23 protein-coding genes and 1 pseudogene are annotated in these 26184 nt (G+C 68.3%); 7 read left to right on the forward strand and 17 right to left on the reverse strand.

Annotation, left to right across the window (positions count from 1 at the left end; translation table 11 throughout):
• Positions 1–11: 11 nt before the first annotated feature.
• From lptE to DIE16_RS16795, 6 genes are all read right to left on the reverse strand, one after another.
• Positions 12–566, reverse strand: a complete 555-nt coding sequence (lptE, locus tag DIE16_RS16770; RefSeq protein WP_044844157.1) for an LPS assembly lipoprotein LptE — start codon at positions 564–566, stop codon at positions 12–14.
• A 38-nt stretch (positions 567–604) separates the two neighbouring features.
• Entirely contained in the window at positions 605–3199 is a 2595-nt protein-coding gene (leuS, locus tag DIE16_RS16775) for a leucine--tRNA ligase (protein WP_124892829.1), read from the reverse strand.
• A gap of 302 nt (positions 3200–3501) precedes the next feature.
• Positions 3502–3957 carry a biopolymer transporter ExbD gene (locus tag DIE16_RS16780; RefSeq protein WP_044844159.1) on the reverse strand — a complete coding sequence of 152 codons (456 nt, stop codon included), beginning with the start codon at positions 3955–3957 and terminating at the stop codon, positions 3502–3504.
• 22 nt (positions 3958–3979) lie between these two features.
• Positions 3980–4648, reverse strand: a complete 669-nt coding sequence (locus DIE16_RS16785; RefSeq protein WP_044844160.1) for a MotA/TolQ/ExbB proton channel family protein — start codon at positions 4646–4648, stop codon at positions 3980–3982.
• 19 nt (positions 4649–4667) lie between these two features.
• A complete protein-coding gene (dapB, locus tag DIE16_RS16790; protein WP_044844161.1) occupies positions 4668–5465 on the reverse strand; it encodes a 4-hydroxy-tetrahydrodipicolinate reductase in 798 nt (265 codons plus the stop codon).
• A 65-nt stretch (positions 5466–5530) separates the two neighbouring features.
• On the reverse strand, positions 5531–6337 hold the full coding sequence (locus tag DIE16_RS16795; RefSeq protein WP_044844162.1) for an outer membrane protein assembly factor BamE: 807 nt from the start codon (positions 6335–6337) through the stop codon (positions 5531–5533).
• A gap of 142 nt (positions 6338–6479) precedes the next feature.
• On the opposite strand from DIE16_RS16795, the gene fur reads away from it, so the two are divergent.
• Positions 6480–6908, forward strand: coding sequence for a ferric iron uptake transcriptional regulator (fur, locus tag DIE16_RS16800; RefSeq protein ID WP_011350926.1), 429 nt, complete (start codon positions 6480–6482; stop codon positions 6906–6908).
• A gap of 210 nt (positions 6909–7118) precedes the next feature.
• On the opposite strand, the gene DIE16_RS16805 is transcribed toward fur, so the two are convergent.
• The 3 genes from DIE16_RS16805 to DIE16_RS16815 all read right to left on the reverse strand — a co-directional run bounded on the left by DIE16_RS16805 (position 7119) and on the right by DIE16_RS16815 (position 10088).
• On the reverse strand, positions 7119–7643 hold the full coding sequence (locus DIE16_RS16805) for an ureidoglycolate lyase (protein WP_044844245.1): 525 nt from the start codon (positions 7641–7643) through the stop codon (positions 7119–7121).
• Between the two features lie 14 nt (positions 7644–7657).
• Entirely contained in the window at positions 7658–8665 is a 1008-nt protein-coding gene (gene alc / locus DIE16_RS16810) for an allantoicase (protein ID WP_124892831.1), read from the reverse strand.
• A gap of 103 nt (positions 8666–8768) precedes the next feature.
• Positions 8769–10088 carry a C4-dicarboxylate transporter DctA gene (locus DIE16_RS16815; protein WP_124892833.1) on the reverse strand — a complete coding sequence of 440 codons (1320 nt, stop codon included), beginning with the start codon at positions 10086–10088 and terminating at the stop codon, positions 8769–8771.
• Positions 10089–10290: 202 nt separating this feature from the next.
• Here DIE16_RS16815 and DIE16_RS16820 point away from each other — a divergent pair, with 202 nt between their 5' ends.
• Positions 10291–11013, forward strand: coding sequence for a FadR/GntR family transcriptional regulator (locus DIE16_RS16820; RefSeq protein ID WP_185735477.1), 723 nt, complete (start codon positions 10291–10293; stop codon positions 11011–11013).
• Between the two features lie 57 nt (positions 11014–11070).
• On the opposite strand, the gene cynR is transcribed toward DIE16_RS16820, so the two are convergent.
• Positions 11071–11961, reverse strand: a complete 891-nt coding sequence (gene cynR, locus DIE16_RS16825) for a transcriptional regulator CynR (RefSeq protein WP_124488260.1) — start codon at positions 11959–11961, stop codon at positions 11071–11073.
• Positions 11962–12267: 306 nt separating this feature from the next.
• On the opposite strand from cynR, the gene DIE16_RS16830 reads away from it, so the two are divergent.
• Positions 12268–13467, forward strand: a complete 1200-nt coding sequence (locus DIE16_RS16830; protein WP_124892835.1) for an MFS transporter — start codon at positions 12268–12270, stop codon at positions 13465–13467.
• Between the two features lie 95 nt (positions 13468–13562).
• Here DIE16_RS16830 and DIE16_RS16835 read toward each other — a convergent pair.
• Positions 13563–14621 (reverse strand): annotated as a pseudogene (locus tag DIE16_RS16835) (L-idonate 5-dehydrogenase).
• Between the two features lie 15 nt (positions 14622–14636).
• Positions 14637–15410, reverse strand: coding sequence for an SDR family NAD(P)-dependent oxidoreductase (locus DIE16_RS16840; protein WP_124519987.1), 774 nt, complete (start codon positions 15408–15410; stop codon positions 14637–14639).
• A gap of 162 nt (positions 15411–15572) precedes the next feature.
• On the opposite strand from DIE16_RS16840, the gene DIE16_RS16845 reads away from it, so the two are divergent.
• Positions 15573–16463, forward strand: coding sequence for a LysR family transcriptional regulator (locus DIE16_RS16845; protein WP_124488256.1), 891 nt, complete (start codon positions 15573–15575; stop codon positions 16461–16463).
• Between the two features lie 79 nt (positions 16464–16542).
• On the opposite strand, the gene gap is transcribed toward DIE16_RS16845, so the two are convergent.
• Positions 16543–17553, reverse strand: a complete 1011-nt coding sequence (gap, locus tag DIE16_RS16850) for a type I glyceraldehyde-3-phosphate dehydrogenase (protein WP_010091320.1) — start codon at positions 17551–17553, stop codon at positions 16543–16545.
• 87 nt (positions 17554–17640) lie between these two features.
• Positions 17641–19713 (reverse strand): transketolase, encoded by a 2073-nt coding sequence (tkt, locus tag DIE16_RS16855; protein WP_044844173.1) that lies wholly within the window; start codon positions 19711–19713, stop codon positions 17641–17643.
• A gap of 215 nt (positions 19714–19928) precedes the next feature.
• Here tkt and speE point away from each other — a divergent pair, with 215 nt between their 5' ends.
• From speE to DIE16_RS16870, 3 genes are all read left to right on the forward strand, one after another.
• Positions 19929–20786, forward strand: coding sequence for a polyamine aminopropyltransferase (speE, locus tag DIE16_RS16860; RefSeq protein ID WP_044844174.1), 858 nt, complete (start codon positions 19929–19931; stop codon positions 20784–20786).
• Between the two features lie 213 nt (positions 20787–20999).
• Positions 21000–21416 (forward strand): glyoxalase/bleomycin resistance/extradiol dioxygenase family protein, encoded by a 417-nt coding sequence (locus tag DIE16_RS16865; RefSeq protein ID WP_044844175.1) that lies wholly within the window; start codon positions 21000–21002, stop codon positions 21414–21416.
• Positions 21417–21433: 17 nt separating this feature from the next.
• Positions 21434–22201 carry a 16S rRNA (uracil(1498)-N(3))-methyltransferase gene (locus tag DIE16_RS16870; RefSeq protein WP_044844176.1) on the forward strand — a complete coding sequence of 256 codons (768 nt, stop codon included), beginning with the start codon at positions 21434–21436 and terminating at the stop codon, positions 22199–22201.
• Positions 22202–22392: 191 nt separating this feature from the next.
• On the opposite strand, the gene DIE16_RS16875 is transcribed toward DIE16_RS16870, so the two are convergent.
• The 3 genes from DIE16_RS16875 to DIE16_RS16885 form a co-directional block, all read right to left on the reverse strand.
• The gene (locus DIE16_RS16875; protein WP_044844247.1) at positions 22393–22956 is read right to left on the reverse strand and encodes a barstar family protein; all 564 of its coding nucleotides are present in this window, start codon (positions 22954–22956) and stop codon (positions 22393–22395) included.
• A gap of 16 nt (positions 22957–22972) precedes the next feature.
• On the reverse strand, positions 22973–23404 hold the full coding sequence (locus DIE16_RS16880; RefSeq protein ID WP_006760307.1) for a ribonuclease: 432 nt from the start codon (positions 23402–23404) through the stop codon (positions 22973–22975).
• Positions 23405–23779: 375 nt separating this feature from the next.
• Complete coding sequence (locus DIE16_RS16885) at positions 23780–26122, reverse strand: NADP-dependent malic enzyme (RefSeq protein ID WP_311769724.1); 2343 nt, start codon at positions 26120–26122, stop codon at positions 23780–23782.
• Positions 26123–26184 lie beyond the last annotated feature (62 nt).

Genomic DNA, 26184 nt, shown 5'->3' on the forward strand with positions numbered 1-26184 from the left:
TGCGCCGGCGATCAGAGCGGCGGCGGCGGCAGCGGTGCGCCCGGTGCAACGCCCGGCACCACGTCTTCCGGCGCCGGCGTCAGCGAGTGGACGATCGCGAGACGCCGCATCAGCTGGTCGACCGCGTCGTTCTCCATGTCGCCGTACAGGATCTCGGCTTCCTGCGCCTTCGCGTTCGTGTACTGGTCGCTGTACGTCATCGCGCGGTTCAGCGCGATCGCGCTCGGCGGGATCAGCACGGTGCCGTCCTTGCTCGTCAGCGTGTAGTTCAGCGTATAGAACAGCGCGTATTCCTGCGCCGAGCCGTACTTGTTGAGCGTCAGCGTGTTCTGCCCACGCGACTCCCACATGCGCAGCACGGCATCGGCGTCGTCCGCCGACTTGACGATCTTCGTGTCGCTGCCGGCCTCGACGAGGCGCACCAGGCGCGCCTCGACGGGCGCCGGCGCGCCGGCCACCAGCAGGCGCTTGAACGCGTAGTCCTGCTGGCCGCGCAACTGGAAACCGCATGCCGACAGCGCGAGCGCGCTGCCGACGGCGAGCATCAAAAACGATCTGCGGATCACCTTCGCTCCTTCTGTGTGCGCCCGGCGGCCAACGGCCGTCAGACGACGATGTTCACGAGGCGGCCCGGCACGACGACGATCTTCTTCGCCGGCTTGCCGTCGCCGAACTTCGCGAATGCTTCGTCGGCCACCGCCGCCGCTTCGATCGCCTCGCGGCTCGCGTCCTTCGCGACCTTCAGCGCGCCGCGCACCTTGCCGTTCACCTGCAGCACGAGTTCGATCTCGGCCTGCTCGAGCGCGGCCTCGTCGACCTTCGGCCACGGGGCGTCGAGCAGCGGGCCGAATTCGTCCGCGTAGCCGAGCGCCTTCCACAGTTCGAACGTGACGTGCGGCACGACCGGGTACAGCACGCGCAGCAGCACGCCGTACGTCTCGCGCAGCACGCCAGGCGTCGCGCCCTTCGCGCCGTCGATCGCGTTCAGCATCTTCATCGCGGCCGACACGACCGTGTTGTACTGCAGGCGCTGGTAGTCGAAATCGGCCTGCTTCAGCACGCTGTAGATCTCGCGGCGCAGCGCCTTGTCGGCATCGCCGAGCGCGGCCGCGTCGAAGCCCGCGCGCGCGGCGAGCGCTTCGCGGTTCGTCGCGCCGAAGCTCCACACGCGGCGCAGGAAGCGGCTCGCGCCTTCGACGCCCGCGCCCGACCATTCGAGCTGCTGCTCGGGCGGTGCGGCGAACATCGTGAACAGACGCGCGGTATCGGCGCCGTACTGGTCGATCAGCACCTGAGGATCGACGCCGTTGTTCTTCGACTTCGACATCTTCTCGATGCCGCCGAGCACGACCGGCTGGCCGTCGGCGTTCAGCGTCGCGCCGACCGGGCGGCCCTTCTCGTCGAACGCGACGGTCACGTCGGCCGGGTTGTACCAGGTCTTCTTGCCCGATGCGTCTTCGCGGTAGAACGTCTCGTTCAGCACCATGCCCTGCGTCAGCAGGTTCTTCGCCGGCTCGCCGAACTTCACGAGGCCGAGGTCGCGCATCACCTTGGTCCAGAAGCGCGAATACAGCAAGTGCAGGATCGCGTGCTCGATGCCGCCGATGTATTGATCCATCGGCATCCAGTAATCGGTGCGCGCGTCGACCATCGTCTCGGCGTCCGGCGCCGTGTAGCGCGAGAAGTACCACGACGAATCGACGAAGGTGTCCATCGTGTCGGTTTCACGCTTCGCGGCCGCGCCGCACTTCGGGCACGAACAGTTCAGGAACGCTTCCGACTTCGCGAGCGGGTTGCCCGAGCCGTCCGGCACGAGGTCTTCCGGCAGCACGACCGGCAGATCCTGCTCCGGCACCGGCACGTCGCCGCACGACGGGCAGTGGATGATCGGGATCGGCGTGCCCCAGTAGCGCTGGCGCGACACGCCCCAGTCGCGCAGGCGCCACGTGACCTGCTTGTCGCCGAAGCCGCCGGCCTTCAGGTCGGCCGCGATCGCGTCGACCGCCGCGCCGTACGCGAGGCCGTCGTACTTGCCGCTGTTGATGCAGGTCGCGACTTCCTTGTCGCCGTACCACTCCTGCCATGCGTCGAGCGAGTACGTCTGGCCTTCGGCCGCGATCACCTGCTTGATCGGCAGGTCGTATTTCTTCGCGAATGCGAAATCGCGCTCGTCGTGCGCCGGCACGCCCATCACCGCGCCTTCGCCATAGCTCATCAGCACGTAGTTGCCGATCCACACCTCGACCGGCTCGCCCGTCAGCGGGTGCTTGACCGAGAAGCCCGTCGCGACGCCCTTCTTCTCCATCGTCGCGACATCGGCCTCGGCGACGCCGCCGCGCTTGCATTCGTCGATGAACGCCTGCAGTTCCGGCTTGCCCTGCGCGAGGCGCGTCGCGAGCGGGTGCTCGGCCGCGATCGCGCAGAACGTGACGCCCATGATCGTGTCGGCACGCGTCGTGAACACGCGCAGCAGCTTCTGCTCGCCGTCGAGTTCGTACGGGAAGCCGAAGTTCACGCCGAAGCTCTTGCCGATCCAGTTCTGCTGCATGATCTTCACGCGCTCGGGCCAGCCGAGGCCGTCGAGGTCGTTCAGCAGCTCATCCGCGTACTGCGTGATCCGCAGGTAGTACATCGGGATCTCGCGCTTCTCGACGAGCGCGCCCGAACGCCAGCCGCGGCCGTCGATCACCTGCTCGTTCGCGAGCACGGTCTGGTCGACCGGATCCCAGTTCACGGTGCCCGTCTTCTTGTACGCGATGCCCTTCTCGAGCATCTTCAGGAACAGCCACTGGTTCCACTTGTAGTAGTCGGGCTTGCACGTCGCGATCTCGCGCGACCAGTCGATCGCGAGGCCCATCGACTGCATCTGGCCCTTCATGTAGTCGATGTTGTCGTAGGTCCACTTCGCGGGCGGCACGCCGTTCGCCATCGCGGCGTTCTCGGCCGGCATCCCGAACGCGTCCCAGCCCATCGGCATCAGCGTGTTGTAGCCGTTCATCCGCAGATAGCGGTACATCACGTCGTTGATCGTGTAGTTGCGCACGTGACCCATGTGCAGCTTGCCGGACGGGTACGGCAGCATCGACACGCAGTAGAACTTCGGCTTCTGCGAATCTTCCTTCGTCTTGTAGGCATCGGCTGCGCGCCAGTCGCCCTGAGCGGCGGCTTCGACGTCGGCGGGTACGTATCTCTCGTGCATGGTGTGGTTCGGACTAGGCTTTAAGCGGCGCGCCACGAGGCGGGCACGCGGAAGTGGACGAAATCGGGCAGCCCGGCGGCGGGGGAAGGCTCACGGTTCTCGTGCCTGCCTCATGATCCGGATATTCGCCGGATAACCCGGAGGGTCTCCAGGTTACCCGGCGAAACCCTGCCAACCGGGCGAAAACGACGATTATACCGTTCGTGGCGGGCGGTACGGCCGGTCTCGCCGGCCGGCCCGCATTCTTGCCTGCGGGACGACACGGATGGCGCGAGCGCCCGGTGCGTCAGCCGGTCAGCCGGTCAGCGGGTCGCGCCCGCGGCGGCCGGCGCGGCGGCGCCCGCCGGCGGCACGTCGGTGACGAAGCCGATCCGCGTGAGCCCGGCGGCCTGCGCGGCGCCCATCACCTGCGCGATCACGTCGTAGCGGGTCGCGCGCGAGGCGCGCAGCCGCAGCTCGGGCGGCGCGGCGCCCGCGGCGGCGGCCCGGAAGCGCGCCGGCAGCGCGTCGAGTGCGACGGGCGCGTCGTCCCAGTAGAGCTTGCCAGCGTCGTCGATCGACAGCGTGACCGACTGCGGCGTGTCGCGCGCGACGCCGGCCGCGACCTTCGGCAGGTCGAGCCGGATCGCGTGCGTCATCAGCGGCGCGGTGATGATGAAGATGACGAGCAGCACGAGCATCACGTCGATCAGCGGCGTCATGTTGATCTCCGCCATCGGCGCGGACGTCTTGTGGTGCTCCAGCCCGCCGAATGCCATGGTCGCTCCTCCCGGCCGCGCGTCAGGCGCCCTGCGCGCACACGAATACGTGCAGGTCGCGCGCGAAGCCGTCGAGTTCCTCGGCGAGCTGCCGCACGAGCCGCCCGAGGATGTTGTAGGCAAGCACCGCGGGGATCGCGACGACGAGCCCGAACGCGGTCATGATCAGCGCCTCGCCGACCGGCCCCGCGACGTTCTCGATCTGCGCCTGCCCGCTCGCGGCGATGCTGCCGAGCGCGTGGTAGATGCCCCATACGGTGCCGAGCAGCCCGACGAACGGCGCGGTGCTGCCGATCGACGCGAGCAGCACCTGGCCGAACTCGAGGCGCCGCTGCGAGCGCAGCATCGCGTGACGCAGCGCGCGCAGCACGCGTTCGCTGCGCTCGACACGCGCGGCCAGCGCGGCCGGATCGTGTTCGTCGGCCGCATCGCGCGCGGCTTCGGCGAGCGGCACGAACACGCGCTCGCGATCGGTGCCGGCGAGCGCGGCGATGCCCGCATCGAGCGACGGCGCGCGCCAGAACGCGGCGAGCGCGCGCGGCCCCTGCCGCTTCGCACGGACCAGCAGCCAGGCTTTCATGAGGAGGAAGCACCAGCTGGCGACGGACATCGCCAGCAGCACGTAGGCGACGGCGTGCGTGATCGCATCGCCGCTTTCGAGGTAGTGGACAACGCCGGTGGGAATCGCCATCGGAGTTTCCCCGTGAGGGTCAGCGCAGGCCGAGCACGTCCTGCATGTCGAACAGGCCGGCGCCGCGCGCCGACAGGAAGCGGACCGCACGCAGCGCGCCCTGCGCGTAGGACACGCGGCTCGACGACTTGTGCGTGATCTCGATCCGTTCGCCGATCCCGGCGAACAGCACGGTGTGATCGCCGACGATGTCGCCGCCGCGCACGGCCGCGAAGCCGATCGTCGACGGGTCGCGTTCGCCCGTCACGCCCTGTCGGCCGTACACCGCGCAGTCGTCGAGCGAGCGCCCGAGCGCGCCGGCCACGGCCTCGCCCATCATCAGCGCGGTGCCCGACGGCGCGTCGACCTTGTGACGGTGGTGCGCCTCGATGATCTCGATGTCGTAGCCGTGCGAGAAATGCTTCGCCGCGAATTCGAGCAGCTTCAGCGTGACGTTCACGCCGACGCTCATGTTCGCCGCGAACACGATGCCGATCTTGCCTGCCGCGGCCTGCAGCTCGGCCTTCTGCTCGGCGGTGAAGCCGGTCGTGCCGATCACGAGCTTCACGTCGTGGCGCAGCGCGGCCGCGACGTGCGCGATCGTGCCTTCCGGCCGCGTGAAGTCGATCAGATAGTCGGCCTGCGCGAACACGGCGTCGAGGTCGTCGGTCAGCTTGATCCCGGTTTCCTTGCCGAGGAACGCGCCCGCGTCCTGGCCGAGGAACGGCGAATCGGCGCGGTCGAGCGCGCCGACGAGCTGCGCGTCGGAATCGTTGAGAACGGCTTCGATCAGCATCCGGCCCATACGGCCCGATGCACCGGCAATCGCAATCTTCATGGCTTTCTACACGACAGGTCTAAAGGCGGGCGGCGCATGCCGCCCTGTTTCCGCACGCCGGCCGCTTACTGGGCCGGCGCGGTGAGCGGCTGGTTCTGCAGGTTGTCCGAGCCTTGCGGGCCGACCGGCGGCGACGCCTCGTTCGACGCGTTCGGCTGCGGCGGGCGATGGAACTGGAACTGCGGCTGGATCGCCGGCGCGGCGCCCGGCGGCTGGCCGCCCGGCACCGGCGCGCCGCCCGAGGCCTGCGCGGACGGCGTGAAGCGGCGGGCGGTCGTGCCCTGCCCGGACACCTGGTTGGTCGCGCGGTTCGCCGCGCGCGCCGCCTGGGCGTTCGCATCCTGGTCGACCGCCGCGCCGGAAACCGGCTCGACGGACGGGCTCGCGGCAGCGGTCGCCTGCGCGGCGCTCGCCGCAGCCGCGGCAGCGGCGGCTTCGGACGCCTTCTTCGCCGCGGCCGCGGCCTTCGCCTTCTTGCCGCCGCGGTCGCCGTCGATATCGGCCAGCAGGTCGAGTTCGGACGGCAGGTTGTCGGCGCCCGTCCAGCTCGCGAGGCGATCGCCCGAGAACGTCAGCACGAGGTCGCGCTGCTGGACGACGGACGTCGAGCCGCGCTTGAAGTAAAAGAGGTAATCCCAGCGGTCGGCATGGAACATGTCCGACAGCAGCGGCGTGCCGAGCAACGCGCGCACCTGCTCGCGCGTCATTCCGGCCTGCAGCTGCGCGGCCTTCTCCTGCGACACGAAGTTGCCCTGCACGACAGTGATCCGATAGGGCGTGATGCTCTGCGCGATGCGCTGCGTCACGCTGTCGTACGACGAACAACCAGCCAGCGCGGCAACGGCGGCGGCAGCGATGATGGCACTCCGCATGCGACTCCTCTGATAGTGCGAAAGGGATTCCGGGAACATTTCCGTCACCGAGCTGGCCCGCGTCGCGGGTCGCGCGTGTTTCTGGAACGGCGAAAAGCCGGTAACATTGAAGCCCTGCATTGTACTCTAGGGATGCCTAGCCATGACCAATCCGACGGATCTCAAGAATATCGGGCTAAAGGCCACCCTACCGCGCCTCAAGATTCTCGAGATCTTCCAGCAAAGCCCGGTGCGTCACCTGACGGCCGAAGATGTCTACCGCAACCTGCTCAACGAGCAGCTCGACATCGGGCTCGCCACCGTTTACCGCGTGCTGACGCAGTTCGAGCAGGCCGGCCTGCTCACGCGCAGCAACTTCGAATCCGGCAAGGCCGTGTTCGAGCTCAACGAAGGTTCGCACCACGATCACCTCGTCTGCCTCGATTGCGGCCGCGTCGAGGAATTCTTCGATGCCGAGATCGAAGGCCGCCAGCAAGCGATCGCAAAGGAACGCGGCTTCCGGCTCCAGGAACACTCGCTCGCGATGTACGGCTCCTGCACGACCGAGAACTGCCCGCACCGCAAGCACTGATCCGCACCCTGCGCGCACGCGCGACGGCCCGGCCGGCAGCTCGCCGCCCGGGCCGTGTTGTTTTCGGGATGGAAAAACGGCCCGCACGTCGCGTGCGGGCCGGGTCGGGAACGTTTTCGGTCGATCGTGCGGGACGAGGCGCCGCGTGTCGCCGGCGCGCGGCGCTCGATCCACTCGAATCCGCTCAACCCCTGACCCTACCTTCGCGCGTCAGGCCGTGCTCGCGCACGCGGGCTCGAACTCGAGCGCCCACGCGTCGTCGAGCGGAATCTCGTCGCAGTTCGGCTGCGGGCCGCCACGGTCGACGATCACGAAGTCGCTGACCGCGTCGAGCGCGAGCAGCGGATGGTGCCAGACGCCCTTCGCGTAGTTCACGCCCTGCCAGCCTTCGGCGAGGAACGCGCGCATCGCGTCGGGCCGGAACTCGCCGGCCGGCGCGACGACGATCGCATAGCGCGACACGGCCGCCAGCGGGATGAACGCCTGGCTGCCGTGCGGATGGCGCTCCATCAGCGTGATCGCCACCGGCAGCGCGCGCGGCTGCGCACGAAACACGCTGACGAGCGGCCGGCCGCCGTCCGCGCAGACGTCGATCGTCGCGAGATCGTGGAAGCGCTCGGTCGTGCCGCCGTTGATCGGGAAGTGCCGCGCCCCTTCGAGCGCGATCACGTCGCCGAACGGCGCGAAGGCCTCGCGGGTCAGGCGCTCGACGCGCAGGATATGTGGTCCGCTCATGCCGATGCCCTCCTTCAAGCCGGCTCGCCCCACAGACGCAGGCGCGACACGCCGCCATCCGGGAAGATGTTGAAGCGCACGTGCGTGACGGGGCCGAGCGTTGCGAGCTGGTCGAACGTATGCACGTGGTCCATCTGCAGCTTCTGCTCGCCGAGCAGTTCGGCCCAGAACATCGCCTGCGTGACGAGCGAATCGTCGGTGCCGCCGGCGACGTGGGTGGCCTGCAGCGAACAGCGGTCGGGGAAGTTGCCCTTGAAGAACGCCGTATCGACCTCGACGCGCCGGATGATGCCCGGCCGCGCCAGCGCGACGATCGCCCAGTCGTTGCCGGGCTCGCGGCGGCGCCGCGTTTCCCAGCCGTCGCCCATGTTCGCGCCGCGCCCCGGCATCAGCATCTGCGAGGCCGGACCGAAGTGCTGGTTGTTCGCGGCCACCAGGTAGCCGCCGTTCTCGATCGCCGCGAGATCGACGAGTTCGCCCGCCGGCACGTGGCGCCAGTCGCGCTGCGGCTGGCCGTACACGCGCAGCCGCGCGAGCCCGCCGTCCGGATACAGGTTCACGCGCAGGTGCGTGACCGGCTGCGCATCGTCGACGCTCACGTAGTGATGCGAATTGCCCTGCAGCGTCGTCGCGGGGACGATCGTGCGCCATTCGGTGTCGTCCGGCGGCGTGTCGCCGTCCACCGCACAGGCCTCGATCGACGCGGCCGGCGGAAAGTTGCCGGTGAAGTGACTCGTATCGAGATCGACGCCGTAGATCACGCCCGGCCGCGCGAGCCGGACCACGCAGAAGTCGTGGCCGGTGGTGCGCTTGCGGCGCGTTTCCCAACCGTCCATCCACTTGCCGTGGTCGTCGTACTTGCCGGGAATGAAGACGGCCGGCTCGGGATTCAGCATGCGCTCCTTCGGCGCGAAGAATTCGTCGCTGGCGAAGAGCGCCTGCGCGCCCAGGCGCGGGTCGGCGAGGTTCATGTAGCGCCGCGTGAAGGCCGGCGCGTTCGGATCGAGGATGGGGGCTGCCATGTCGTCTCCATTATTTTGGCAAGGACCGGCGCATCGACGCGCCGGCCGCGGGACATTCGTTCGCGCGAAGCAGCCCGGGAGGCCGCCTCGCGCGCGGGTGCGCTCAGAGCGCGTGGGCCTGGTCGCCGGCGACCGGCGCGGCGCTGCCGGCTTCGTCGGCCACGTAGCGCAGTTCGCGGTTCAGCACGCGCTTCGCACGGGCCCGGTCGATGTCGTTCTCCCACACGGCGACGACCACCGTCGCGACGCAGTTGCCGATCAGGTTGGTCAGCGCGCGGGCAATGCCGACGAACCAGTCGACCGGCAGGATCAGCACGAGGCCGAGCACCGGAATCGCGGGAATCGCCGACAGCGTCGCCGCGAGGATCACGATCGCCGAACCGGGAATCCCGTGCGCGCCCTTCGACGTGACGAGCGACACGAGCAGCACGACGATCAGGTCGTGCGTGGACAGCGGCGTGTTGGTGGCCTGCGCGATGAACAGCACCGCGAGCGTCAGGTAGATCGAGAAGCCGTCGAGGTTGAACGAATAGCCGGTCGGGATCACGAGGCCGACCGTCGAATCCTTGATGCCCATGTATTCGAGCTTGCTCATCACCTGCGGCAGCACCGCGTCCGACGACGCCGTGCCGAGCACGATCGACAGTTCCTCGCGCAGGTAGCGGATCAGCTTGAACACCGAGAAGCCCGCGAGACGCATCACCGCGCCGAGCACGACCGTGACGAACACGAAGCAGCTCAGGTAGAACACCGCGACGAGGTAGCCGAGCTGCTTGAGCGACGCGACGCCGTACTTGCCAGTCGTGAACGCGATCGCGCCGAGCACGCCGAGCGGCGCGAGCTTGATGATGAAGCCGATGATGCGGAAGAACACGTGCGACAGTTCCTCGATCAGCGAATTGACGCGCTGCGCCTTGTCGCCCAGCAGCGACAGCGCCGAGCCGAACAGCACCGCGAACACGAGGATCTGCAGGATGTCGCCCTTCGCGAACGCGTCGATCGCGGTCTCGGGGATGATCTTCATCAGGTAGCCGGCCGTGTCCTTCAGGCTTTCGGCGTTCTTCGCGTACGTCGAGAGCGAGGCCGCGTCGAGCGAGCGCAGGTCGATGTTCATGCCGACGCCGGGGCGCGTGAGCCACGCGAGGACGAGCCCGATGCCGAGCGCGAGCGTCGTCATGATCTCGAAGTAGACGACCGCCTTCAGGCCGACCCGGCCGACCTTCTTCAGGTCGCCCGCATTGGCCATCCCGCTGACCACGACGCAGAACACGATCGGGCCGATGACCATCTTGATGAGCTTCAGGAAGCCGTCGCCGAGCGGCCGTAGCGACTCGGCGAAATGCGGGAAGAACGCGCCGAGCGCGACCCCGAGGATCAATGCGACGACTACCCGGCCAAACAGCGAATTGAGGAATTTCGACACGGCGCTCTCCCGATCCAACGGTTGCAGTTTCGTCTGTTCATACTGGTAAGACCAGTGATGTTATGGTGGATAGTAGGAAGCCGATATAGTCGAGTCAAGGACGGACAAAATAGGGATTTCCCGCCCCTGTGCCCCGCACCGTACGGGGGCGGATCGTGGCTTTCCCGTAGGCCGGTCGTGCACCGCGCGCGTGCGGATTACAATGCCGGTCAGACCGGCCATCGTTCACATCATGAAAAACGTTCCGCACACCGTGACCGACGCCGCCATCGCGACGATCCGCGACCGGATCGAGGCAGGCGTGTATCCGGTCGGCAGCCTGCTGCCGGCCCAGCGCCAGCTCTCCGAGGAGCTGGAGATCAGCCGCGCGTCGCTGCGCGAGGCGTTGTCGACGCTCGAGGCGCTCGGGATGCTGCGCATCCGCGCCGGCAAGGGCGTGTATGTCGAAAGCGCGCAGGCGTCGGCCGCGCATCCGTGGCAATTCGCCGAGCAGTCGTCGCCGCCCGATACGTACCAGATGCGCTATGCGCTCGAAGGGTTCGCCGCGCGGATGGCCGCGCACGTCGTCACCGACGACGACATCGCGTGGTTCGAGGACAACCTCGCCGACCTGCACGTCGCGCTGACCGACAGCGCGCTCGACGAAGCGTCGCAGCTCGACTTCGACTTCCACATGCGGATCATCCATCTCGCGGGCAACGCGGCGATCGAGTCGGTGCTGCGCAGCAGCGCCGACATCATGAAGGAAAGCCAGCGCATGCCGTTCTACCGGCGCGAGCTGCTGCTGTCGACGTGGCACGAGCACCGCGCGATCGTCGACGCGCTGATCGCCCGCGATGCGGCCGCGGCCGGCACCGCGATCGAGACGCACATCGCGAACGCCGCGCAGCGCGCGGGCATCTTCTTCCCGACGCCGGGCACCTGACGCAGCCGCCGGCCTACGGTCGCGGCCGGCGCGACAGCGGTTCGCCGGTCGTACCGGTCATCCCCCCGAAGGATCGCGATACGCGAGCGCGCGCTCGATGAACGCGCGCGCCGCGACGCTGCGGTATGCGCCCTTGCGCGTGAGCAGCGCGGCCGTGCGCGACGGCAGCGGCGGATCGAGTTCCAGCGCGCACAAGTCGCCGCTCTCGCGCGCGATCGCGTCGGGCAGCACCGTCGCGAGCCGCCCGCGGCGCACGAGTTCGAGCACCGCGCTGACCGTATTCGTCTCGATCGCGATCCTCGGCTGCACACCCTGCTCGATGAAATACCGGTCGATGCTCGCGCGCGTCGCGAACGCGCGGCTCAGCAGCACCAGCGGCTCGCCGGCGAGTTCGGCCGGGCTCAGCGCGCGGCGGTGGCGGGCGAGGCGGTGCGCGCGGCCCGTCACCAGGGCAAGCGGCTCGTCCCACAGCGGCAGCGCGTCGATGTCGGGCGCGCGCGGCGGCATGAACGCGAAGCCCGCATCGAGCCGGTCGTCGGCAAGCTGCGCCTCGATGCGCTCCTGCGACATCGCGTCGATCGTCAGCGCGACGTTCGGGAAATCCGCATGGAACGCATCGATCAGCGAGCCGCTCAGGTAGGCCGCGAAGGTCGGCATCATCGCGAGCCGCAGCGAGCCGCTGCCGAGATCGGCAACGTCGTGCAGCGCTCGCTGCCCGGTGTCGAGCTCGTGCAGCGCCGCGCGCGCGTGGCGCGCATAGACCTCGCCGAATTCGGTGAGCCGCACCGTGCGGCCCGAGCGGTCGAACAACTGCACGCCGAGCATGTCCTCGAGCTGGCGGACCTGCTGCGACAGCGTCGGCTGCGACACGTGCAGCGCATCGGCCGCGCGCGTGAAGCTGCGCTGCTCGGCGACGGCCAGGAAATAGCGGATGTGGCGGAGTAGCATGGCGGCCCGGGTATTGGTAGAACCAATGGATACCATAAGGATCCAGTCTTGGACGCTATGGTTCGGTTCCCGCATCATACGCACATCCGCTCCCGCGCACGCCGCCTGGCCGCCGCACCGGAGCGGCCCGCCCGGGCCCGCCCTCTCCCGCCCGCCGCACGACGTTGCGCCGCCGCCTCGACCGGGCGCCGGCCACGCGCCGCCCGGCGCGCATCGCCGATCCGCTGACGCCGGGCCCGATTTCCCGCAACCCCGCGTTGCCGACGGCCCGCGCCGCCGGCCGGCACCGCTGCTTCTTTCGCGACCATGGAACTGCATCAAGACAACCATCCTCCCCTGACCCGCGCGATGACGCTGCTGTTCGCCTGCGCGTGCGGCATCGTCATCGGCAACATCTACTACGCGCAGCCGCTGCTCGCCGCGATCGCGCACAGCTTCGGCCGCCCGCCCGCCGAACTCGGCTATCTCGTCACGCTGACGCAGCTCGGCTATGCGGCGAGCCTGCTGCTGATCGTCCCGCTCGGCGACGCGGTCAACCGCCACACGCTGATCGTGCGGCTGCTCGTGCTCAACGTGATCGCGCTGGCCGCCGTCGCGTTCAGCACGAACTTCACGATGTTCGTCGTCGCGAACATCGCGCTCGGCTTCGTCACCTGCTCGACGCAGCTGCTCGTGCCGTTCGCCGCGTCGCTCGCCGACGCGCGCACGCGCGGCCGCGCGGTCGGCACCGTGATGAGCGGGCTGCTGCTCGGCATCCTGCTCGCGCGCGTCGCGGCCGGCGCGATCGCCGACGGGTTCGGCTGGCGCGCGGTGTACGGCATCGCCGCGGCGATGATCCTCGCGCTGACCGGCGTGCTCGCGGTGAAGCTGCCGAAGGATCGACGCCACGCGCGGCTCGACTACGCGGCGCTGATGCGCTCGCTCGTCGCGCTGCTGCGCGCGCAGCCGCTGATCGCGCTGCGCTCGGCCTACGGCGCGCTCGTGTTCGCGTGCTTCAACCTGCTGTGGACCGGCCTCACGTTCCTGTTGAGCCAGCCGCCGTACAGCTATTCCGAAGGGCAGATCGGCCTGTTCGGGATCGTCGGCGCGGTGGGCGCGCTCGCGGCGACGTCGGCCGGCCGGCTCGTCGATCGCGGCCACGGCAACGCGGCGACCGGCCTGTTCGCGGCGGCCGTGCTCGCGTCGTTCGCGCTGATCGCGGCCGGCGCGCATTCGCTCGTCGCGCTGATTGCGGGGATCCTGCTGCTCGACGTCGGCGTGCAGGGCATGCACATCTCGAACCAGAGCGTGCTCTATGCACTCGCGGGCCACGCGCGCAGCCGAGTGACGACCATCTACCTGACGAGCTACTTCATCGGCGGCGCATTCGGATCGTTCGCGGCGAGCGTCGCGTACGGCATCGACGGCTGGCGCGGCGTGTGCATCGCGGGCGCGGCGCTCGCGGGCGTGCTGATCGCCCTGTGGCTCGCGTCGCAGCGCATCGGCGCGCGGCAAGTCACGCAATGATCCGGTTTCGCTCCAGCCGATGAAAAAGGCACGCCCCACCAATCGCGGGCGTGCCTTCTTTGCCTTGCACGCCGTCGCGCGCCATCAGCGGACGATCAAGCCGCCGCGTCCGCGAAATCGATCAGCACCTTCATCGCGCGCTGCCGGTCGCCGGCCAGCTCGAACGCGCGGTTCGCGTCGCGCATCGGGAACACGCCCGTCACGGCCGGGCGCAGGTCGACGCGCTCGGCATTGATCAATTGCACCGCGAGCGCGAATTCCGCATGGAAGCGGAACGAGCCGCAGATCGACAGCTCCTTCGCGACCACGACGTTCTGCGGCAGGCTGACGTCGCCGCCGAGCCCGAGCTGCACGACGACGCCGCGCGGCCGCATCACGTCGAGGCCGTCGCGCAGCGCGCGCGCATTGCCCGAACACTCGATCATCACGTCGAACGTGCCCTTGTCGGCACCGTAGCGCGCGACCCAGCCGGTGTCGGCCGCCGCGTTGATCGTATGGTCGGCGCCGAGCGCGCGGGCGATCTCGAGCGGCGCATCGACCACGTCGGTCGCGACGATCTCCGCCGCGCCGTGCACCCGCGCCGCCGCGACCGCCAGCACGCCGATCGGCCCGCACCCCGACACGAGCACGCGCCGCCCGATCAACGGGCCCGCGCGCGACACCGCATGCAGCCCGACCGCGAACGGCTCGGCGAGCGCCGCGAGCGACAGCGGCACATGGTCCGCCACCTTCACGCACTGCGCGGCATCGCAGACGAGCACGTTGCGAAACGCGCCCTGCACGTGCGGCATGCGCATCGCGCTGCCGTAGAAGCGCATGTCGAGACACTGGTTCGGCAGCCCTTCGAGGCAGTAGCGGCATGCGCCGCACGGGCGGCTCGGATTCACCGCGACGCGATCGCCGACCTTCACCGACGTCACGTCCGGCGCGACCGCCGCCACCGTGCCGGCGACTTCATGGCCGAGCACCATCGGCTGCTGCAGCCGGATCGCGCCGAAGCCGCCGTGCCGGAAGTAATGGAGATCGGAGCCGCAGATGCCGCCCATCGCGACCTCGACGCGCACCTAGCCCGGGCCGATCTCGCCCGCGTCCTGCTCCTCGAGCCGCAGGTCGTTCGGCCCGTGGATCACGAGACACATGCAACGCATACGCATGATGTTCCTCCTTTTCTAGACGGCGCTGGTCAGCCCGCCGTCGACGAACAGCGTCTGACCGTTCACGAAATCCGATGCGGCCGACGCGAGGAAGATCGCCGCGCCGCACAGCTCGTCGACCTGCCCCCAGCGGCCGGCCGGCGTGCGCTTGCACAGCCAGTCGGAGAACGCCGCGTCGTCGACCAGCGCGCGATTCAGCTCGGTCTCGAAATAGCCGGGCGCGAGGCCGTTCGCCTGGATGCCGTGGCGCGCCCAGTCGGCGCACATGCCTTTCGTCAGCATCCGCACCGCGCCCTTGGTCGCAGCATACGGCGCGATCGTCGGCCGGGCGAGCTCGCTCTGCACCGAGCAGATGTTGATGATCTTGCCGCGGCCGCGCGCGATCATGTGGCGCGCCACCGCCTGCGCGACGTTGAACACGCCGTCGAGGTTCACGCGCATCAGCGCGTGCCAGTCGTCCGGGTCGAACGCGTCGAGCGGCGCGCGGCGCTGGATGCCCGCGTTGTTCACGAGGATGTCGATCGCGCCGACGCGCGCCTCGAAATCGTCGACCGCCGCGCGCACCTGCGCGTGCTCGGCGACGTCGAACACCGCGTAGTCGGCCGCGAAGCCTTCCTCGCGGAAATGGCGCGCGAGCGTCGCGGCCTTCTCCTCATTGCGATCGTTGATCACGATCGCCGCACCGGCCTCCGCGAGCCCGCGGGCGAGCGTCAGGCCGATCCCGCGTCCGGAACCCGTGATCAGTGCGCGGCGGCCATCCAGGCGGAACCGGTCAAGCGCGTTGTTCATCCATCTCTCCTCGTGCCATCGAGCCGACCGCCGGTCGCGGCCGGTCTCGCGTCGAGGGTATCTTCGACGCTCGGCCGGGTGTCGCGCCAATGGTCTTTTTTGATCCGGCTATCATGAAATCCGATCACCGTTCTCTTCACCGTTTGCCGCCGCCCGCCCACCATGGAACTCAAGCAATTGCGCGCCTTCGTCACGCTCGCGGAAGAACTGCATTTCGGGCGCGCCGCGCAGCGCCTGTTCATCGTGCAGTCCGCGCTGAGCATGCAGATCAAGGCGCTCGAGGAGGAGCTCGGCGCACGCCTGTTCGAGCGCGACCGTCACAAGGTCGAGCTCAGCGATACGGGGCGAGTGTTCCTGCCCGAAGCGCGGGCGACGCTGCAGCAGGCCGCGCGCGCGGAGCAGATGGCGCGGCTGTCGAGCCGCGGCGAGATCGGCACGCTGCGCATCGCGTTCGTGTCGTCGGTGCTGCCGGCGCTGCTGCCGGCCGTGCTGCGCACGATGCGCGAGCGTTATCCGCTGATCGCGCTCGAACTGAAGGATTTGCCGACGCCCGACCAGATCGCCGCGCTGCGCGACCGGCGCATCGATTTCGGGATGATCCGGCTGCCGGCCGCGTATGCGGGCATCGACACGCGCGTGGTGCTCGAGGAAGGCTTCGTGGTCGCGCTGCCGCTCGACCACCCGCTCGCCGCGCACGACACGATTTCACCGTCCGCGTTGCGCGGCCAGCCCGCGTTCGTGCTCGCGCGCCGCTACGCGCCCGGCTTTCACGACGACATGCTGCTGGCACTGAGCCGCGCGGGCACGACGCTCGAGATCGCGCAGGAGTTCGGGGAATTCACGACGATGCTCGCGCTCGTCGCGGCCGGCATGGGGATTGGGCTGATCCCGGCGGAAGCCGCGAGCGCACTGCCGCCGAACGTGCTCGCGCGGCCGCTCGACCTGGCCGGCCACCGCAGCGGCATCGGCCTCGCGTGGACCGACCTCGACAGCCCGCTGAAGCGCGCGTTCGTCGACGCGCTCGAGCAGGTGACGGCGAACGCCGCGCAATAAAAAACCCGGCCGGGAAAATTCCGGGCCGGGCTCGTTCGCCACGCAGGCCGCCGTGCGGCGGCCGCGCGACGTGCGGGATTTACTTCGCGTTCGCGAATGCGACTGCCGTATCCAGCATGCGGTTCGAGAAACCCCACTCGTTGTCGTACCAGCTCGACACCTTGACGAGGCGGCCCGACACCTTGGTCAGCGTTGCGTCGAACGTCGACGAAGCCGGGTTGTGGTTGAAGTCGATCGACACCAGCGGTGCGTCGTTGTAGCCGAGGATGCCCTTCAGCGCGCCTTCCGATGCTTCCTTCATGATCGCGTTGACTTCCTCGACCGTCGTGTCGCGCTTCGCGATGAACGACAGGTCGACGATCGACACGTTGATCGTCGGGACGCGGATCGCGTAGCCGTCGAGCTTGCCGTTCAGTTCCGGCAGCACGAGGCCGACGGCCGACGCAGCGCCCGTCTTGGTCGGGATCTGGCTGTGGGTGGCCGAACGCGCGCGACGCAGGTCTTCGTGGTAGACGTCCGTCAGCACCTGGTCGTTCGTGTACGCGTGGATCGTCGTCATCAGGCCGGTTTCGAGGCCGATCTTGTCGTTCAGCGGCTTGACGAGCGGCGCGAGGCAGTTCGTCGTGCACGATGCGTTCGAGATGACGGTGTGCTCGGCCTTCAGCACGTTGTGGTTCACGCCGTAGACGATCGTCGCGTCGACGTCCTTGCCGCCCGGCGCCGAGATGATGACCTTCTTCGCGCCGCCCTTCAGGTGCGCGCTCGCCTTTTCCTTCGTCGTGAAGAAGCCCGTGCATTCCATCACGACGTCGACGCCCAGCTCGCCCCACGGCAGTTCGGCCGGGTTGCGGTTCGCCAGCACGCGGATCTTGTCGCCGTTCACGACGAGGTAGTCGCCGTCGACCGACACTTCGCCCGGGAACTTGCCGTGCGCGGTGTCGTACTGGGTCAGGTGCGCGTTGGTCTTCGCATCGCCCAGGTCGTTGATCGCGACGATCTCGAGATCGTGCTTCTTGCCGTTTTCATAGAACGCGCGCAGCGTGTTGCGGCCGATACGGCCGTAGCCGTTGATTGCGACGCGAATCGTCATGGTCTATCTCCTGATGGCTGAAAAAATTCGTTTCGTGCAGCTTCACGGTGCGACGCGCGCGAGGGGTGGCGCGCGTCGCGAATGCTTTTAGGCCAGCACGGCCTTGGCGGTCTCGACGACGTGCTCGACGGTGAAGCCGAAGTACTTGAACAGCACGCCGGCCGGCGCCGATTCGCCGAACGTGTCGATCCCGACGACGCCGCCTTCGAGGCCGACGTACTTGTGCCAGAACGCGGTCACGCCCGCTTCGATCGCGACGCGGCGCACGCCGTGCGGCAGCACGCGTTCGCGGTATTCGGCGTCCTGGCGGTCGAACACGTTGGTCGACGGCATCGACACGACGCGGGCCGCGATGCCCTGCTGCGCGAGCGGCTCGACGGCCTTCATCGCGAGTTCGACTTCCGAGCCCGTCGCGATCAGGATGATCTTGCGCGCGACGATCTCTTCGTCCCAGTCCTTCAGCACGTAACCGCCCTTCTCGATGTTGGCGATCTGCGCGTCGGTGCGCGGGTTGAACGCGAGGTTCTGGCGGCTGAAGATCAGGCTCGACGGACGGTCGGCGGCGACCGCGTGGGTCCAGGCGACGGCCGTCTCGACCGTGTCGGCCGGACGCCAGACGTCATGGTTCGGGATCAGGCGCAGGCTCGACACGTGCTCGATCGACTGGTGCGTCGGGCCGTCTTCGCCGAGGCCGATCGAGTCGTGCGTGAACACGAAGATCGACGGGACCTTCATCAGCGACGCGACGCGCAGCGCGTTGCGGCTGTAGTCGGAGAACGTCAGGAACGTGCCGCCGAACGGCTTGTGGCCGCCGTGCAGCGCGAGGCCGTTGATCGCGGCGCTCATGCCGAATTCGCGCACGCCGTAGTTGATGTGGTTGCCGAGCAGCACGCCCGCGCCTTCCGGATTCGCGCGGACCGCCTTCGATGCCTTCCAGTTGGTCAGGTTCGAGCCGGTCAGGTCGGCCGAGCCGCCGAGCAGCTCCGGCAGTGCGGCAGCGAGCCCTTCGATCGCCTGCTGCGACGCCTTGCGGGTCGCGACCGTCTCGGCGCGCTCGTTCGCACCGGCGATGATCGCCGCCGCCTTCTCGGCCCAGTCGGCCGGCAGCTTGTTGGCCATCCGGCGCTCGAATTCGGCGGCTTCTGCCGGGAACTTCGCGCGATAGGCGGCGAACGTCGCGTCCCATTCGGTCTCGGCGCGCTTGCCGGCTTCCTTCGCGTCCCATGCCGCATAGACTTCCTGCGGAATCACGAACGGCTCCCAGGTCCAGCCGAGCGCCGCGCGCGTCTTCGCGATTTCTTCCGCGCCGAGCGCCGCGCCGTGCACGTCGTGGCCGCCCGCCTTGGTCGCGGCGCCCTTGCCGATCACCGTCTTGCAGCAGATCAGCGTCGGCTTGTCCGACAGCTTCGCCTTCGCGATCGCCGCGTCGACCGCGTCGACGTCATGGCCGTTCACGTTCGGGATCACGTTCCAGCCGTACGCTTCGAAGCGCTTCGGCGTGTCGTCGTGGAACCAGTTCACGACGTCGCCGTCGATCGAGATGCCGTTGTCGTCGTACAGCGCGATCAGCTTGTTCAGCTTCAGCGTGCCCGCGAGCGAGCAGGCTTCGTGCGAGATGCCTTCCATCAGGCAGCCGTCGCCGAGGAACACGTACGTGTGGTGATCGACGATCTTCGCGCCGTCACGGTTGAACTCGTCGGCCATCAGCGCTTCGCCGAGCGCCATGCCGACCGCGTTCGCGAGACCCTGGCCGAGCGGGCCGGTGGTCGTCTCGACGCCCGGCGTGATGCCGTATTCCGGGTGGCCCGGCGTCTTCGAGTGCAGCTGGCGGAAGTTCTTCAGCTCTTCCATCGGCAGGTCGTAGCCGGTCAGGTGCAGCAGCGAGTACAGCAGCATCGAGCCATGGCCGTTCGACAGCACGAAGCGGTCGCGGTCCGCCCAGTGCGGGTTCGTCGGGTTGTGCTTCAGGTGCCGCGACCAGAGCGCGACGCCGATTTCGGCCATGCCCATCGGCATGCCGGGGTGGCCGGAGTTCGCTTGCTGGACGGCGTCCATCGCGAGCGCACGGATCGCATTGGCCATCAGGGTGGTGGAGGCGGGAGACGAAGTCGTCATGTCGAGTCCGGAGAACGAGTCGAGGAAACGGGGGCACGGCGGCATCCGGAAGCTCGAGCGTCAATCGTTCCCGGCGCGCAGTGCGGCGCCTGACGGACGCGAAGCGGACGGAGCCTACGGACGGGGCTGCAAAGCTCGTCATTTTAACAGATGGGCTGACATTTCCCTTGTCGGCGCGTAGTGTTCCGGCACGGTTTTCCGCCAAACCGCCCGCCTCCTATAATTCAGACGTCGGAACTGTCTGCCCGAGCGGCCCGCCCGTGAACACGACCCTTCTCTTCCATCCCACGCCCGACGTCGCGTACGGCTTCCCGAACGCACGCCGGCTCGCGCACGTCGCGTCGCCGCACCAGCACATCGAGGTCTGGGAAACCCCGCAGCTCGGCCGCCTGTTCACGCTGGACGGCCGGCCGATGACGTCGGTCGGCGACGAATACGTGTACCACGAGTGCATGACGCACCCGGCCGCGCTTGCGCACCCGTGCCCGAGGAAGGCGCTCGTGCTCGGCGGGGGCGACGGCGGCGCCGCGCGCCAGTTGCTCAAGCACGCGTGCATCGAGCGGATCGTCGTCGCGGAGCTCGACGACGAGGTGGTCGGCATGGCGCGCCGCTATCTCGACGACGTGCACCAGGGCGCGCTCGACGACCCGCGCGTCGCGATCGTGATCGGCGACGCCGCGCATTTCGTCGCATCGACCGTCGAGCATTTCGATCTCGTCGTGTTCGACCTCACGCCGCCCGACTCGCCGGCGGCCGGCCTCTATACGCGCGAGTTCTACGCGCGGCTCAAGCGGATCCTCACGCCGTGCGGCGCGATCTCGATGCATCTCGGCTCGCCGGTGTTCCACACGGCGCGCATCGCCGCGCTGCTCGACGATCTGCGCGCGAGCTTCGCGGTCGTTGATCCGCTGTCCGCGCACGTACCGCTGTACGGATCCCAGTGGCTGATGGCGATCGCGAGCGACACGCTCGACGCGGCCGCGCTGTTCGCACACGACATCGACGAACGGCTCGCCGCACGCCGAGTGCAGGGCTTGCGCTACTACGACGCGCGACTCCATGCGGCCCTCTTTGCCCTGCCGCGCGCGCTGCGCGATACACTGGGCGTTCGCCGCTGAGCTTCCGGGCGGAGCATCGCTTCGCGGGCGGGCCGCGCTTTCTGCCGGGCCCGACCCGCCACGCGCGGGCCCGGCGCGACGCAGGCGGCCCGCCTGCGTATCCTCTGCACGGCGCGGTGCCGCCCCGGGCACCCGCGCGCCAATATTCGTTGGACTGCAAAGCATGGGACCGGAGTCACCGCTCAAGCGCCACCCCGTTCGACAGGAGATTTCATGACCGATCCACGTCCGGCCAACGTGCCTTGGTTGACGCCTTACCTGGCCGTGCGCAATGCGCACGCGACCATCGAGTTCTTCAAGGCCGCTTTCGGCTTCGAATTGCGCGACGTCCTCGACGAGGACGGCGCGATCATGCACGTCGAGATGACCTACCGCGGGCAACTGATCGTGATGTTCGCGCCCGAAGGCGCCTTCGGCTCGATCGCGCTCACGCCGAAGAGTGCGCACGCAACCGCTCCGCAGTCTTTCTACCTGTATGTCGACGACGTCGACGCAACCTGGCAGCGCGCGCTCGACGCGGGCGCGCAATCGCTGACCTCGCCGCAAGATCAGTTCTGGGGCGACCGCTTCGCCCAAATCGAGGATCTCGACGGCTACCGCTGGGCGCTCGCGCGCCGCCTGGCCGCATGAACGGAGCCGCGATACGCATGAGTGAAGCCACCACCACCGCGGCCGTGCCGCGTTTCTTCGTCGAAGCGGCGCTGCGCGCCGATACGACGCTCGCGTTGCCGGCCGACGTCGCGCGGCACGCGCAAGTGCTGCGGCTGCAGCCCGGCGACGCGCTCGCGCTGTTCGACGGCAGCGGCGGCCAGTACCGCGCGCGGCTCGTCGAGATCGACAAGCGCGGCGCGCTCGCGCAGCTCGAAGCGTTCGATCCGGCCGAGGCCGAGCCGCCCTATCGCGTGACGCTGGCGCAAGGCATCGCCGGCGGCGACAAGATGGACTGGGTGATCGAGAAGGCCGTCGAGCTTGGCGTCGCGGCGGTCGTGCCGCTGTCGACGGCGCGCGGCGTCGTGAAACTGTCCGGCGAGCGCGCGGACAAGCGCGTCGCGCACTGGCGCGGCGTCGTGCGCGCGTCGTGCGAGCAATGCGGGCGCAACCGCGTGCCCGACGTCGCGCCGGTACGCGGCTTCGGCGCGTGGCTCGATACGCTGCCGGCCGCGCCGGCCGACGGCGAGCTGCGGTTGCTGCTGTCGCCGCGCGCGAGCATCCCGTTTGCGTCGCTGCCCGACGCGCCGCCCGCGGCGGCCGTCACGCTGCTGATCGGGCCCGAAGGCGGGCTGTCGCCCGACGAGGAACACGCGGCCCGCGCGCACGGGTTCACCGCGTTGTCGCTCGGCCCGCGCGTGCTGCGCACCGAGACGGCCGGCGCGGCCGTGCTGGCGGCGCTGGCCGCGCGCTGGGGTGGATGGTGATGCGTCGGGGCGCGGCCGGCGTGGCATGCGCCCGAAACGACCGACGCCGGCCCGATGCCTGACGCACGTTCGGACCGACGCCGCGCGTGACTTCCCGGCGCCCATCGGCCGGAACGCAGACGCAAAAAAGCCCGCGCGATGCGGGCTTTTTGCCGAATCGGCCGCGCTCGGGCGGCCAGTGGATCCGCGCTTTACGCGAACGAATAGAACACGCGGAACGCGACCTTGCGCTCGGCCCAGAACTCGGCGGCTTCGCGGAACACGTCGAGCAGCGTCTCGCGCCCTTCCTTGTCGAATTTCTGCGCGATCGGCAACCCTTCGAGAACGATCACGAAACCTGGCTGCGCGCCGGCCTTCGCGACGAGGTCGGTCAGGCAGTCGTACAGCGCGTCGTAGTTCTTGCCGAAATGCTTCGGAAACAGGAACGACGTCGCGATCGTCTCCATCACTTCCTGCTTCGACTGCGCGGCACCGCAATACGCGTACAGGAAATGCTGGCCGAGCCGGCCGGCTTCGTCGGCGAGATCCTGCACGCGGAACGCGCGGATCGACTGCACGAGATTGGGTCGCACGGTCGTGAAAAGGCTCATAGGCTCCTCGTTCGATGAAAGCCCGGGCTCGGCTTCCTGTTGCTCCGCCGCGACGCCTGCCTGTGCCGCCGCGTGAAGTTGGATCACGCGCTGAAACAGGTTGCCGTCGCCGGCCGCGAACAGTTCCGCCGCCGCCGTATCGTGCGCGTAGATGGAGTCGCTCATGCCGTTCATCCCGAAGTCATTCAACAATACGTTTAAAACTGTTGTAGTGGTCGTCCGTGTAATAACAGTTGTCGATCCGGCGCAATGGCCCGCCACAGACGATCCGGCGCGCGCCGCGATTGCGCGCGCGCGGCGTCGGCACCGTGTACTCGTGGTAGTAGCCGCGCTTCGCCTTCGGCAGGATCCGCTCGCGGTTGCCGAAGACGACGCCGTCCTTCTCGTACGGATAGGGGCCACCGGCGCCGATCAGGCCAAGCGTGGTCACGGCCTCGCGCGGCAGGCGGGCGGTCGGGATCGTATCGACCCCGCCGACGGCCAGGTCGGCCGAAACGGCCTGCCGTGCGTAAGCGGCGGAAACCAGACTGCCCGTCGGTGTACCGACGATACCCATCGCGAACATCGCGAAGACGGACGCGAGCGCGCCGTTGCGGAGCCACTTGCGTGCCATGAACCAGGGTTCCCGCTGTTAAATCAAGTAGTTGACGACCAACCAAAGGCGTTAGCGTAGCGCTATTGTCCGCGCGAATCAATGTTCGTTTGGGAACCGAAAGGCTGGCTCCGCCCGGAATCGCGCATTTTTTACCGAAAAAAGACTACATTTATCTTACATGAGATAAAATATCCGCGGCATCTCTCGCATGGCAAGACCTGCCTCCTTGCCACGCTCGCTAGCCTAGGGGGAGAGATGCCGCTGTTGCTTATGGGAAGCGCGTTTGCGCCCTGCCCGCGGCGTGCCCATTGCGGGCACGCCTCTTTTTGCTTTTGTTTACAATTTTGCCCGCCGCGCGGCAGCGGTTCGACCGGCGCCGCGCGTTCATTCCGCTCAGCGTGCGGCGTTCACGTCGGCGACCAGCAGCGCCGCCATGTTGACGATGCGGCGAACGGTCGCCGATTCGGTCAGCACGTGCACCGGCTGGGCCGCGCCCAGCAGGATCGGCCCGATCGCGATGTTGTTGCCGGCCGCCGTCTTCAGCAGGTTGTACGCGATGTTCGCGGCATCGATGTTCGGCAGGATCAGCAGGTTCGCGTCGCCTTCCAGCGTCGATTCCGGCAGGATTTCCTTGCGCAGCGCCGCGTCGAGCGCGACGTCGCCGTGCATTTCGCCGTCGACCTTCAATTCCGGCGCACGTTCCTGCAGGATCGCGAGCGTATCGCGCATCTTCTGCGCCGAAGGCGCGTTGCTCGTGCCGAAGTTCGAGTGCGACAGCAGCGCGACCTTCGGTTCGATGCCGAAGCGGCGCACTTCCTCGGCAGCCATGATCGTGATCTCGGCGAGTTGCTCCGGGGTCGGATCCACGTTCACGTGCGTGTCGACCAGGAAGATCTGGCGACCCGGCAGCACGAGGCCGTTCATCGCCGCGTACACGCTGCAGCCCGGGCGCTTGCCGATCACCTGGTCGATGAAGTGCAGGTGGCGGTGCGTGGTGCTGATCGTGCCGCAGATCATCCCGTCCGCCTCGCCCTTCTTCACCAGCATCGAGCCGATCAGCGTCGTGCGGCGGCGCATCTCGACACGGGCCAGCTGCTCGCTGATGCCCTTGCGCGCCATCATCTTGTGGTACGTCTGCCAGAAATCGCGGTAGCGCTCGTCGTGCTCGGTGTTCACGACCGTGAAGTCGGTGCCCGGCGTGAGGCGCAGACCGTAACGCTGGATACGGTGCTCGATCACCGACGGACGGCCGATCAGGATCGGCTTCGCGAGTTTCTCGTCGACGATGATCTGGACGGCGCGCAGCACGCGCTCTTCCTCGCCTTCCGCGAACACGACCCGCTTCTTCTCCGCCGGCGCGCTGCGCGCGAGCTGGAAGATCGGCTTCATCGTCGTGCCGCTGTGATACACGAATTGCTGCAGGTGCTGCTTGTAGGCTTCCATGTCCTCGATCGGGCGCGTCGCGACGCCGCCGTCCATCGCGGCCTGCGCGACGGCCGGCGCGATCTTGACGATCAGGCGCGGATCGAACGGCTTCGGAATCAGGTATTCGGGCCCGAACGACAGGTCCTGGATGCCGTAGGCGGTCGCGACGATGTCGCTCTGCTCGTGCTGCGCGAGTTCGGCGATCGCGTTGACGACCGCGATTTCCATTTCACGCGTGATCGTCGTCGCGCCGACGTCGAGCGCGCCGCGGAAGATGAACGGGAAGCACAGGACGTTGTTGACCTGGTTCGGGTAGTCGGTGCGGCCGGTCGCGAGAATCGCGTCGGGGCGCACTTCGAGCGCCAGTTCCGGCAGGATTTCCGGCGTCGGGTTCGCGAGCGCGAGGATCAGCGGGCGCTCGGCCATGCCCTTCACCATCTCCTGCTTCAGCACGCCGGCGGCCGACAGGCCGAGGAAGATGTCCGCACCGTCGATCACCTCGGCCAGCGTACGGGCTTCGGTTTCCCGGGCGAAACGCTCCTTGTCCGGATCCATCAGCTCGGTGCGGCCCTTGTAGACCACGCCGGCCAGGTCGGTCACCGTGATGTTCTCGAGCGGCAGGCCGATGTCGACCAGCAGGTCCAGGCACGCCAGCGCGGCCGCGCCCGCGCCCGACGCGACGAGCTTCACCTTCTTGATGTCCTTGCCGACGACCTTCAGGCCGTTCGTGACGGCCGCGGCCACGACGATCGCGGTGCCGTGCTGGTCGTCGTGGAACACCGGGATCTTCATCCGCTTGCGCGCTTCGCGCTCGACGATGAAGCAGTCGGGCGCCTTGATGTCTTCCAGGTTGATCCCGCCGAAGGTCGGCTCCAGCGCGGCGATCACGTCGACCAGCTTGTGCGGGTCCGACTCGTTCAGCTCGATGTCGAACACGTCGATGCCGGCAAACTTCTTGAACAGTACCGCCTTGCCTTCCATCACCGGCTTCGACGCGAGCGGGCCGATGTTGCCGAGCCCCAGCACCGCCGTGCCATTCGTGACGACGCCGACCAGGTTGCTGCGCGCGGTGAAGCGCGCGGCGTTCAGCGGGTTCTCGACGATCTCCTCGCACGCATACGCGACACCCGGCGAATACGCGAGCGCGAGGTCGCGCTGGTTGATCATCTGCTTGGTCGGTGCGATCGCGATCTTCCCCGGAGTCGGGAATTCGTGATAGTCGAGAGCGGCTTCGCGGAGCTTGGCTTTGGAGGAGGCTTGGGTCGACATGTGTCTCGTGGCGGGCGGATTAGAATGACTGTTCGACGGCATTGTAGCGCCAATCGAAGGCCGTCAGACCTGCGATTCGGGTGCGACAGCCGCGACATAAATGT

The sequence above is a fragment of the Burkholderia sp. Bp9090 genome, from assembly GCF_003857985.1.
GTDB lineage: Bacteria > Pseudomonadota > Gammaproteobacteria > Burkholderiales > Burkholderiaceae > Burkholderia.